We start from the raw sequence: 12044 nt of genomic DNA, 5'->3' as shown, positions 1-12044 counted from the left end.
TGAATATAAATCTATTCTACTAACTTGCTTTTTATACCCCTATTCAGGCTTTTTTGATAATTGATATACTCATAAATATCTTCATCAATAACTGTACAGAGAGATTTTAATTCTTCTAATGTTAAATCTTCGATGCCCTTTTCATAGTTCTCGCAGTAAATAACGATGGAGCCTACTACCCCATGTGCCTCTCGGAAAGGGACTCCTTTTTTCACAAGATAATCGGCTAAGTCTGTGGCATTAAGGAACCCGGTTTTCACTGCGTTTTCCATGTTTTTTTTGTTCACCTTCAAGGTGGCAATGATTTCGGACATGATCTCTAGGCAAGACAGTGTGGTATCTAGTGAATCAAAAAACGGTTCTTTGTCTTCCTGCATATCTTTATTATAAGCTAAAGGTAATCCTTTCATGGTTGTTAATAAAGCAAGTAATGAACCATATACCCGGCCGGTTTTTCCTCTGATTAATTCTGCGGAATCAGGATTTCTCTTTTGTGGCATAATACTACTTCCAGTGGAAAAAGCGTCATCGATTTCCACAAATTGAAACTCTTGACTGCTCCATAGGATGAGCTCTTCACTTAGCCTGCTGAGGTGCATCATGACGATGGAGAAGCACGACATTAATTCCAACAAATAATCGCGATCGCTGACCCCATCTAAGAAATTATCGACAGGCTTCTTAAAACCTAATGCTTTGGCGGTAATCTCTCGATTAATATAATGGGTCGTACCAGCTAAAGCTCCACACCCAAGTGGACTTTCATCCATGATCGACATAGCATTCTGAATTCGCCTTTTATCTCGATCCATCATTTGATAATAGGCCAACAGGTGATGTTTAAACGTGACGACCTGAGCTCTTTGTAAATGGGTGTACCCCGGCATGATCACCGGATTTTCATTTGCTTTCTTTTTTAAACGGTTTTGAAGTAATTCAATGGCTTCCATTACTTCAGACGATTTCTTTTTCGCATATAAGCGCATGTCGACTGCAACTTGATCATTTCTGCTTCTTGCAGTGTGAAGCTTCTTACCTGTTTCACCAATTCGCTTAATCAAATTCACCTCTACAAAACTATGAATATCTTCATATTCTCCATCAATGAGCAGGTTATTATTTTCAATATCGGCTAAAATTGAGTTTAATCCTTCGATCATTTTCTTTCCTTCTTCGCCCGTCACAATTTTGCTCTCGACAAGCATTTTTACATGCGACAGACTGCCGGCAATATCTTCACAGACTAGTCTTTTATCAATAGCAAGTGAGCTATTAAAGCTTTCCATTAATTTATTTTCATCATTTCGGAAACGCCCGCCCCAAAGCTTCACAAGTAACCTCCTCCTCTAGTAACAAATATCTTTTATGCCAAATAATTTTCATGAGACGATGGTGTTCTTCGATTGTAGAACTTAGTAAGAAAAATCACACCGACCACCATTAAGGTCACTGCTATATAAATGGTCGTTTCGAAGCCAACTAATCCCCCAACCACAAGGGCAATAACCGATATGGCCGCATTAAACAAGGCAATAGGAACCTGGGTTTTATTATGATCTTTAAAGTCCGTTCCTGCACCGGTTGAGGATAAGATTGTTGTATCTGAGATTGGTGAACAATGATCTCCAAATATTCCACCTGAGATGACAGCCCCTATACATGCGTACATCGATACATCAAGGTGGAAAGCTAACGGAATCGCTAAAGGAAGCATAATGGCAAAGGTTCCCCATGAGGTTCCATTTGCAAAGGACATACAAGCACCGACGACAAATATTATGGCTGGTACCAGGAACAGAGGGATATTTCCATCTATTAATTGAACAATATATTTAGCTGTTCCCATCTTGTCAAGAACTGTACCGAGTGACCAGGCAAGTACCAATATAATAAGAATATCCATCATTCTTTTCATACCGGAAAAATAAATGTCAAAGGACTCAGCTAATTTTTTCACTTTGTATAGCGTCATTAATACAATAAGGGATAGCGCTGCAAATAAATATGCCGTCGTTAAGGCAATTCTAAATTCATTTCCATCAATTTTTTTAAATGGAAATCCAAGTGGAATTAACAAACCGACAATAGTGACTAATAAAACGAGAATCGGAAACCAAACGAGAATCGGTTTACTGCTGTTTTCCTTGATTTCCATGAACACTTCTGGTTTACGCATTGGTTTCGATTCTGGCCAAAATAGTTGTCCTGTTTCCAAAACACGCCTTTCTGCTTTAGCCATTGGTCCAAAATCCAGCTTCGTGATGACGATTAAAGGAACAATGAGAACGGCTAAAATAGGATAAATATAATAAGGAATAGATTGTATAAAGGTATCCCAGCCTGATTCTGTGATATTTAAACGTTCGTATTCTGTATTGATGAGTCCTATGATATACACACCCCAACCAATAAAAGGAATCATCACTGAGACAGGCGAAGCCGTTGAATCAATAATCCAAGCCAATTTCTCTCTTGAAACCTTAGCTTTATCAAAAATCGGTTCAAAAACAGGCCCGATGATTAACGGTGTTCCTAGCTCAGAGAAAAAAATCGCAATCCCACCTAACCATGCGGCAAGCTGAGTCTGAACTCGATTCTTTATCACGTCTGCAATCTTAGAAGCAAAAGCAGCCGCGCCTCCTGATTTTTCTAAAAGTGCAACAAACCCACCGATAAAAACTAACAGTACTAAGATTCCAGCGTTATAGCTGTCTGTAATTTGCAAAAAGAAATAATCGCCAATCACCGTTTTAACCGAGTTTAATGGATTAAAATGTGACAGTATCAGAATTCCTGAAAACAACCCTAGGAATAATGAAATAATGACATTTCTTGTAGACAAAGCCATTACAATCGCTATGATAGGAGGAATTAAAGACAGTACCCCCATATGGTCCATACACTACACCCCTTTAAAATGATTGTTAATAAATAAATGAACACACCTCTTCCTTCTCCAATTAGTTGTTAATAGAAATAAGAAAACAGCCCTTTCACCTTAAATTCGGGTTCATTTAGGATATTTACCCTTAATTATATTTAAACAATTCATTTTTTTCAAACAATTTTTCGAAAATATTCCTGTCTCTACAAAGTAGTTCTTCAGGAAAGATCTTAGTAAGGTTAAAACACAAGTTGCTCCGGTTAGTATAACTTTATCTATAACCTTTTATATGCTTAATTTCAGAGGGGAGAGGTCCAATTTTAAGTCTCTAACTACTTATAAAAAAACAAAAGAAATGAAAAGCATCATCGCCATTGCGATGATGCTTTTCATTTACTTTAACTTAATCGATACATTTTACTCGGCCGGCCACGTGTTGATAAGGACTTTTCACCGATATACTCAAATAATCCAACATTACTTAACGAAGCCACAATCCTTCGGGTATTTCGCTCTTCTAACCCGAGGTGGGCAGCCAAATCACTAGTCGTAAAGCTCGTCCATCCTATTGTTTTAATCAAAGCCACCATTTTATTGTATGTCTTAAAGCTAACATTTGCTTGTTTGAGACGATGTAATACTTTATCGTCGTTCATGAGGTTAGAGTAAACCAACTCTTCTTCCCCCACTGATTCAATCACCGTTCCGTCCTCTTGAACAATGATGATATCCCGGCTTGATTTTTCTTTCGATTGCTGAATGGCCAGAAGTGCATTCACTTCAGCAGAAAACACCGTCTCTCCGTATCCGATGCCTGCTGCTACCAACGTTTCCGCATGAAGAGCTAACTGTTCAACCGCTTCTTTCACCAGTCCGATCCCTCGCTCAATCGCTCCTCTTGTGCTGAAAATCACATAGCGTCCGTTCCCTTTTTCCATCAGAGAACCATCTAATTGGTCACATAGCCGAATCAAAGTCTTCTTCAACTCCAATTCTAAGAACTGGAGATCATAAGGCCTTTTCGCCTGTTGTTTAATTTTATCAAAGGATTCAATATCAATAATTTTTACGCCAATTTGAGTATCTTTAAAATAAAAGGTTTTCACTTTCTCCGCAAGAACTCGAAGTGTCTGACTGATTTCCAATCGACTCGGTGTATACCAATAAACCGGAACTCCAGCCGTTTTTAATTTTTGATAGACCCCCTCAAAGTAGGTAATTGCCCCTTTTATTTTCCTCTTATTCCATAAATCAAGATGGAAATGAAACAAGTCATCAGCATTTGTTTCAACATCATAGGTTTTAACATATACTTTTCCCAATGGTAAACGCAACTGTTCCAACGTCTCATTCAGTTCATTATCCATCAACTCATCAATACTTACTTCGTCCATAATGCTTCCCTGATAAAAAGCCATATTCAAAAAGCATTTATAAAGACTAGCCTCCGTGTGCTGGGTGTACACCAAATGTTCATCTGAATCTAGCACTTTTTTCGCAATCATATAGGGAAGCTTACCAGAAAAGAGCCAGACATTCACGTCATGTTCATGTTTTGAAACAATTTGACGTGTCTCCTGAAACTCAGCATAAGGATAAGGAACAAACTCTACATCTTCCCCGAACCCTTCCGCCATAGAAATCATCCGTTCTACAGAGGTTCTAGGACCAACAACTCCGATTCTATACATACATACCATCTTTCCATTCTTTATCTTAATTTTCTGAATTGATAGCTTTGATTGTTAATTTTTATTATAGCATATTGAAGGTGGTGAGGAATTTTCAACAGCATTCAAGCGTTACTATACCAATGAGATAAATAAACGGAATAAGGTTAGTGCAGGCTAAAATCCATTTATTGCCAACCGAAGTAAGGAGTTGTTTCATAGATGGAAACTATCTATGAAATTTAACGAATCAGACAGGTGATTTTGGAAGTAGAAGGAGGGGAGACATTGAAAGGCTTGTTAGGATGGGGGGCACATTTCGTGAAGCTATTCTCCATAACACCACCAAAGATAGCTGCAACTAAAATGAGAGAGATGGTGTACATCATCTCATCAATTCCACCACGATTCATCAGCTCGTCCACCAGTTCATTTCCTGATTCGATACTAAAACCGACCTGCATAGAATTAACAGTATCCGCTGCGAAGCCGCCTAGCACAAATACATGGGTCAATGAACCAAGAATCACACCGGCAATAAGGGCTGGAAGAGCCGATACCTTACGGGAAACAAGAAGAATAACAAAGACAGGGATCAGGAGAAGCCATGGTGTGACAAGAAATTGATCCTGCAGCGTATTCAACACACCGTCGATTTCCCCGGCATCAACCAAATCGGAAGTAAATTGCCTTCCCAGGTACCAGTAAACGCCAAGTACGATGATGAGTCCAGGAACGGTCGTATAAAGCATATGACGGATATTTAGAAAGTTATCTAAATCCATTTCGGATGCAGGTTGGGGAATGTTCCGAAACATACTTTTGTATAAAGGCGAAAAGCATGGAGGACTACTGAAAAAAGTAGAACCAAAATACACTTCTCAAGACTGTTCCTATTGTGGGAACCGTGTGAAGAAGTCACTTTCTATTCGTACTCATATTTGTACAAAATGCGGAACAGTGTTGGATAGACACCAAAACACAGCACTAAACTTCCTTCAAAAAGCATTAGAAGAATTACTTGTGACAAACAGAATCATACGAACTGTAGGGCAAGGTTGTGTCCGAACAGTTTAATCTACGCCTGTGGAGATATTATGTAAGACGCAGTGGGAAACCACTCTACGCAACGGTCTGCGAAACAGAAAGCCCCTTCTTCAAACATCCCGAAAGGGTGTTAAGGAGGGGTCATTCACCTAGCCCAGATAACCTAATTTTGCAGAAATCCGTTTACCCGTTTCTACAACTTTTTCAATCAGGAATTCAAGGCGGCTGTCCGTCAGGTTGAAATTGACGAAACTGATGCTTACGGCACCTTCCGCTTTACCTGAATGACTCAGGACCGGTACAGCAACAGAAGATGTCCCCTCCGTTCTTTCCGAATGACTGACTCCATAACCCAATTTCTTCGTTTCACTCAAAATCTCCCGAAGCTTCGGTCTTTCCTGCTCAGGAAGGACTTCCTCGATAATGGTATCCGCTTGTTTTTCGGGCATATTGGCGAGCATTACTCTGTTAGCCGCTCCAATATGCATCGGAATTCGTATACCAAGTTGATCATATACCCGAATTGAACTTTTCTCGGAATCGATCCGTTCGATGATGAGAGCCTCTGTCCCTATAGGCTTGCTGAGATAGACGCTTTCCTCTACTTCGTGTACAAGCCTTTCTAGTTCGGGTCTTATTTTGCTTACATAATCCATCGTGTCATATACTTGCAGGCCATATTCAAGCCAAACCGTACCAAGTCCATATAATTTGGTCCGCTCGTCTTGCTGGATCATTTCATGCTTGATCATTGATTTTAGCAGACGGTGCATGGAACTGACGGGAAGTTCGCATTTTTTGGATAGTTCTGTAATGGATAGCCAGCTCTCCGTTGAATTGGATGACAGTATTTTTACTACGCTCATTGCTCGATCGATTGATTGCATTGGAGCACCCCCTAATACTCCTATTATACATTTTGTCATTTTCGAAGTAAAAACCCGAAAATTCAAACAATTAGAAATATATTGACATCGATTTATCAGTTCTTTATATTAATAACATGAATTCCTTTTGACGGAATTATTTTCCGTTCAACGGAAAGAGGTGAAGATATGACATATTGTTCATCCATGTTCAGATCGTTGGAACGTGTGATTGTAAAGCATCCAAAAGAAGCATTCATCAGCCAGGAGAATGTCAGCAAGCAATGGGAATTGTTCAATTACATCGAGGAGCCCGACTTCAATGAAGCACTACGTGAATATCAAGATTTCATTTTGATTTTGGCAAAGCATGTCCCGAACATCGATTATTTGCCTGCATCCTCTGAAGTGGGTTTGGATTCCCTCTATGCACATGATCCTGTCAAGTTCACGAAAGAAGGAGCGATCCTTTTAAAATCTGGGAAACGTTCAAGACAGCCTGAAACAGAGTCATACAGAAGGTTTCTCACAGATAAGAATATCCCGATAATCGGTGAATTGACAGGAGATGCTGTTGCCGATGGCGGTGATATCGTCTGGCTTGACGACAGGACACTTGTTGTTGGACGGGGTTACCGTACAAACGATGAAGCGATCCGCCAATTAAGGGAAATGACTGCCCATCAAGTTGATGAATTCATCGTTGTCCCTCTTACGCATGACAATGGTGAGGAAGAGTGTCTCCATCTTATGTCGCTCATCAGTTTGGTGGATGAAAATCTTGCGGTCGTGTATTCACGGCTGATACCTGTATTTTTCAGGGAGCTTTTGATCAATCGTGGTATCCGCTTGATCGAAGTTCCGGAAGATGAATACCAGAACCTTGGTTGTAATGTACTTGCATTGGCTCCACGTGTCTGTATGATCGTTGAGGGGACCCGTTCGACGAAAAAGCAGCTGCTTAACGCGGGAGCTACGGTTTATGAGTACAAAGGATACGAAATCAGCTATAAAGGCACCGGTGGGCCGACTTGTCTAACATGCCCAGTCGTGCGTAATTAAAGTATTGGAGGAATAAGTAATGTATAAGAATGTCATTGTTAAGAAACCAGGGAAAAGTTACGTGAAGGGATTGACCACATCCGACCTTGGAACACCTATTTATGAAAAAGCGTTAGAACAGCATGCAGCTTATGTAGAAGCTTTGAAAAAATGCGGCGTTTCCGTTACGTATTTGCCAGCCAATGAGGATTTTCCGGATTCGACTTTTGTAGAGGATACCGCTGTCCTGACACCGGAATTCGCTGTGATCTCGAACCCGGGGACTGCATCCCGAAACGGGGAAACGGGAGAAATCGAAACGACTCTTCAAAAATTCTATGGTAAATTCCATTACATAAAAATGCCCGGAACGTTGGATGGTGGGGACATCCTCCAAGTAGAAGATCACTTTTATATCGGTATTTCCGACCGTACGAATGAAGAAGGTGCACGTCAATTGAAAGATATCTTGGAGTCAGAGGGCTATAAAGGGACGATCGTTCCCTTAAAGGAGTTCTTCCATCTTAAAACAGGTATCTCCTATCTTGGAAAGGAGTTGATCGTAGCTGCGGGTGAATTCCTTGATCATCCAGAATTTCAACAATATGAAAAAATCACTGTTCCACCTGAAGAACAATATTCGGCCAACTGTATACGTGTCAATGACTATGTCATCATTCCAAAAGGATACGAGGAGACAAAGCGCCAGATCAATAATGCCGGATTTGAAACGATTGAACTGGAAATGTCCGAATTCCAGAAACAGGACGGCGGTTTAAGCTGCCTATCGTTACGTTTTTAAGATTGATCAATATTTCTATTTGAGGGGTAGAAAGGTGGGATTGAATTGTTGGAACAGGTTCAAAAACAGGATGAAGTGGATCGAGGTCAAACGCACAACCGATTAAATCGTGCCATGAAGAGCCGTCATTTGTTCATGCTGTCGCTCGGTGGTGTAATCGGTACAGGGCTTTTTCTAAATGCAGGGTTTACAATCAACCAAGCTGGAGCTGGAGGGGCCTTACTTGCCTACTTATTTGGTGGGTTAATTTTGTACATGGTCATGGTTTGTCTAGGGGAGCTGGCAGTTTATATGCCTGTAACCGGATCATTCCAGACCTATGCTTCACGATTCATCAGTCCATCTGTCGGCTTTTCGCTCGGCTGGATGTATTTCGTCGGCTCGGCCGCTACAGCCGGTGTGGAATTTACGGCAGCGGGGATCCTGATGCAGCATTGGTTTCCGGATAGCCCTGTCTGGATCTGGTGTACGATTTTCATTGCGATGCTTTTTTTACTCAATGCCCTGACGACCCGTGGTTTTGCCGAGGCTGAATATTGGTTCGCAGGGATCAAGGTTGTTGCTGTCATTGCGTTTCTCATCATCGGTTTTGCAGCGATTTTTGGATTGATCCCATTAAATGACCGCCCGACCCCCTTTTTTGAAAATTTAGCGCCTTCGGGATTATTCCCAGCAGGGATCGCAATTGTGTTCATCACGATGATGAATGTCATATTTTCTTATCAAGGTTCCGAACTGCTCGGAATTGCAGCTGGGGAAAGTGAAGACCCGGAAAAAAATATCCCGCGTGCGATCCGGAATGTGCTGATACGGATTATCGTGTTCTACATTGCCTCGATGGTAGTGTTGTCAGCTATTTTTCCTGCATCAGAAATCGGCCTGCTTAAAAGCCCGTTTGTGACGATGATGGAAATCGCCGGTGTCCCTTTTGCAGCGGACATCATGAATTTTGTCATTTTGACGGCGATCCTTTCTGTCGGGAATTCTTGTATATACGCATCAACACGGCTTCTATGGTCGATGGCGCATGAAGGGATGGCACCTAAGATTTTCGGCCGCCTTTCCAAACGGAAAGTTCCGTTTACAGCATTGGTGTTCACGATGCTCTTCTCGCTCTTGTCATTGTTAACTAGCTTCATGGAAGCGGATACTGTGTTCGTCCTGCTTATGTCGATTGCGGGGATGGCAGTTACGATCTCGTGGATGGGGATCGCTATGTCCCAGTTTATGTTCCGTCGCACATTTTTGAAAGAAGGCGGAAAATTGGACGATTTGAAATTCAAAGTTGCGTTGTATCCTTTCCTTCCATTGTTCTGTCTCGCTTTTTGCTCGTTCATTCTCGTATTCTTGGCGTTTGACCCAACTCAGCGCATCGGACTTTATTATGGAGTAGGATTTTTTATATTCTGTATGCTGTTTTATCGGTTTAAACTTTCGAATAGATAAGCGGTTTTCTATCATAAGCTTTGTTTTTTAAAGGGGCGGCTTACCAATTTTCGCTTTAAAGGAGGCTTTTTACATGAGTCGATATTTATGGGATACTCTTGATTCACTTCGCGCGCTGTTATGCGAGCTTGTCAGTTGGGAAAGTCAGACATGCACGAAAGGGGAGAGGGAGTTTGCTTCAAAAGTCCAAGCGAAATTGATGTAAGGCATGAGGGTTGGGGACGACCTTCTGTTTTGGAACTGAGACACCTGTCGAAAAAGAAAAGTGGACTTTCGTAAGCCTCTCGCCGCTATTTGTCACAATTTGGATGTAAAACGCTCGGCGTTTTACTCCTTTTTTGTGTTTTTAGGGTTGTTGATGGTGTGTTGGGGCGTATTGGAGAGAGATAAAAACCCCTAAAAAGAGAGCTCTCTTTTTAGGGGGGGTTGGTACCTTGAAAAAAGTTTATTACATTGGGATATTCAACCGTTTCATCCTGTTATAAAGAGTGGCTCTGGTAATGCCTAGTGAATCAGCTGTAACTTGTTTTTTACCAGACATTTTCTTTAGTGTATTTATGATGATTTCCCTTTCACAATCCTCCAGTTGTTCTTTTAACCCTTGATCGCTATGAGGATTCACAAATCGTCTGTTCCGGTGTTCTTCTTCCAGGAACGGCAAGTCTTCTCTCTGAAGGACTCCATCAACTGAAAATACAACCAATCGTTCGATCACGTTCCGAAGCTCCCGGACGTTCCCGGGCCAGGTATGGTTCAATAAATCTTTCATGATTTGTTGAGAGATGCCATGGATTGGCCGGTGATACTTTGTGGAGAATTCATATAAAAAGTAGTGGGTCAACTCAATAATGTCCTCGGTCCGATCTTTTAGAGGAGGGATGACAAGGTTGACGACATTCAATCGATAGTATAAGTCTTCTCTGAATTTCCCTTCCGTTATCAGTTTTTTCAGGTCCTGATTTGTCGCCGCAATGATACGGATATCAGCTTGGAGTTCTTTGGTTCCACCTACTGCATAATAAGACCTCTCTTGAATCACCCTGAGAAGTTTGACCTGCATCTCAAGTGGCAATTCACCAATCTCATCTAAAAAAAGTGTCCCTCCTTTAGCCAGTTCAATCTTTCCTTTTTTCCCTTTCTGATCTGCGCCTGAAAATGCCCCTCTTTCATAACCGAATAACTCACTTTCGAATAATGAAGACGGAATTGCACCACAATTGATTGGAATGAAGGGAGCTGACTTTTTCTCTCTAAGATCATGTATTGCTTTTGCAAATAGTTCCTTTCCTACACCGCTTTCTCCTTGGATCAGAACTGTCGCATTCGTCGAAGCGAGTCGCTTTGTTTTGTTGATTGTTTTCTTTAAAGATCTGCTGCTCCCTCTGATTTTTTCAAAAGGGTTGGTGGATAAATTCAATTCAGCTACCTGGCGTTCCAGGTGGTGGAGTTTTGCAGATGTCTGGGACAACTCCTGATTCAGCTTTACTTGACTGGTTGTATCGATTTCAGAAGCCACGGCACCAATCGTTTTTCCGCCAATTTTGATTGGAGCGGTATTGATCAATACAAATCGATCAGCCCTAGCTAAGTGTTGGTGACGGTGAAGTGCTTTTCCCGTTTTTAAAGTCTCTAATATTTCGAGCTTATCTTTATCAAAAAAATCTGTCATCGGTTTTCCGAGTATATTTTCTTTATTTATCGAGAAGATTTCCTCCGCTTTTTCAGTCCAAACCCTTACGATTCCATTATTGTCTACTACTGAAACGGAGGCTTCCATCGTTTCCATGATGGCATCGTAATAGGCAAATAAGCATTGATAGGACATGTAAAGGTTTCTGAAAAATGTACCTCGATCAATGTAACCGATGGGGTTATTTTTTTGATCCTTCACTAATACAAAGGCATGATCAGTCAAAAATTCAATCAATTCCTCCGTACTACAATCTGAGGTTATCCAGGTGCTTTTTTGTGGGCTTTTTTGCTTGTACTGAGAGAAAAGTTCGTCATTTTTATAGAAAAAAGTTAATCGTTCATTCATATTTGCTTGTTTAGTAGCTTTTTCTTGAAACGTAAAATCATTCTTCAGAAGCTCTTTAACCTGTGGCAGTTTAAAAGGCATCCTTCCACCTCCCCGAATGTAAAAAATCAATCCATCGTTATAAATAATACACCTATTTTTTATTGAACTATAAAAAAAACAAAAGATTTTGTCAATTTTAGTCACTTTTGTCCTCTTTTAATAAGAGTGGAACAATTCTTGCATGATTATTTAAAGAAAGAAAAAAGAT

Annotated in this window: 11 protein-coding genes; 5 read left to right on the top strand and 6 right to left on the bottom strand. The window is 40.8% G+C overall.

Annotation, left to right across the window (positions count from 1 at the left end; all coding sequences use genetic code 11):
- Positions 1–11: 11 nt before the first annotated feature.
- The 4 genes from argH to KOL94_RS14520 form a co-directional block, all read right to left on the bottom strand.
- Positions 12–1331, bottom strand: coding sequence for an argininosuccinate lyase (gene argH / locus KOL94_RS14535; protein WP_221567116.1), 1320 nt, complete (start codon positions 1329–1331; stop codon positions 12–14).
- A 32-nt stretch (positions 1332–1363) separates the two neighbouring features.
- Positions 1364–2899, bottom strand: a complete 1536-nt coding sequence (locus KOL94_RS14530) for a Na+/H+ antiporter NhaC family protein (protein WP_221567115.1) — start codon at positions 2897–2899, stop codon at positions 1364–1366.
- Positions 2900–3282: 383 nt separating this feature from the next.
- On the bottom strand, positions 3283–4575 hold the full coding sequence (locus KOL94_RS14525) for a helix-turn-helix domain-containing protein (RefSeq protein WP_221567114.1): 1293 nt from the start codon (positions 4573–4575) through the stop codon (positions 3283–3285).
- Positions 4576–4796: 221 nt separating this feature from the next.
- Positions 4797–5339, bottom strand: coding sequence for a Na+/H+ antiporter NhaC family protein (locus KOL94_RS14520; RefSeq protein ID WP_221567113.1), 543 nt, complete (start codon positions 5337–5339; stop codon positions 4797–4799).
- Between the two features lie 19 nt (positions 5340–5358).
- Here KOL94_RS14520 and KOL94_RS14515 point away from each other — a divergent pair, with 19 nt between their 5' ends.
- Positions 5359–5631, top strand: a complete 273-nt coding sequence (locus KOL94_RS14515; protein ID WP_483298078.1) for a zinc ribbon domain-containing protein — start codon at positions 5359–5361, stop codon at positions 5629–5631.
- Positions 5632–5750: 119 nt separating this feature from the next.
- On the opposite strand, the gene KOL94_RS14510 is transcribed toward KOL94_RS14515, so the two are convergent.
- A complete protein-coding gene (locus KOL94_RS14510; protein ID WP_221567112.1) occupies positions 5751–6488 on the bottom strand; it encodes an IclR family transcriptional regulator in 738 nt (245 codons plus the stop codon).
- A gap of 168 nt (positions 6489–6656) precedes the next feature.
- On the opposite strand from KOL94_RS14510, the gene KOL94_RS14505 reads away from it, so the two are divergent.
- The 4 genes from KOL94_RS14505 (at position 6657) to KOL94_RS25310 (ending at position 9961) form a co-directional block, all read left to right on the top strand.
- Positions 6657–7529, top strand: coding sequence for a dimethylarginine dimethylaminohydrolase family protein (locus KOL94_RS14505; RefSeq protein ID WP_221567111.1), 873 nt, complete (start codon positions 6657–6659; stop codon positions 7527–7529).
- Between the two features lie 19 nt (positions 7530–7548).
- On the top strand, positions 7549–8310 hold the full coding sequence (locus tag KOL94_RS14500) for a dimethylarginine dimethylaminohydrolase family protein (protein WP_221567110.1): 762 nt from the start codon (positions 7549–7551) through the stop codon (positions 8308–8310).
- A gap of 114 nt (positions 8311–8424) precedes the next feature.
- Complete coding sequence (locus KOL94_RS14495) at positions 8425–9756, top strand: amino acid permease (protein ID WP_221567735.1); 1332 nt, start codon at positions 8425–8427, stop codon at positions 9754–9756.
- Positions 9757–9829: 73 nt separating this feature from the next.
- On the top strand, positions 9830–9961 hold the full coding sequence (locus tag KOL94_RS25310) for a hypothetical protein (RefSeq protein WP_260412326.1): 132 nt from the start codon (positions 9830–9832) through the stop codon (positions 9959–9961).
- Between the two features lie 243 nt (positions 9962–10204).
- On the opposite strand, the gene KOL94_RS14490 is transcribed toward KOL94_RS25310, so the two are convergent.
- Positions 10205–11875: a sigma-54 interaction domain-containing protein gene (locus KOL94_RS14490; RefSeq protein ID WP_221567109.1), complete on the bottom strand. Its 1671-nt coding sequence runs from the start codon at positions 11873–11875 to the stop codon at positions 10205–10207.
- Positions 11876–12044 lie beyond the last annotated feature (169 nt).

It is taken from the genome of Alkalihalobacillus sp. TS-13, assembly GCF_019720915.1.
GTDB lineage: Bacteria > Bacillota > Bacilli > Bacillales > Fictibacillaceae > Pseudalkalibacillus.
The sequence above is the reverse complement of the archived record's forward strand: the minus strand, read 5'-3'. Positions and strand labels throughout refer to the sequence as shown.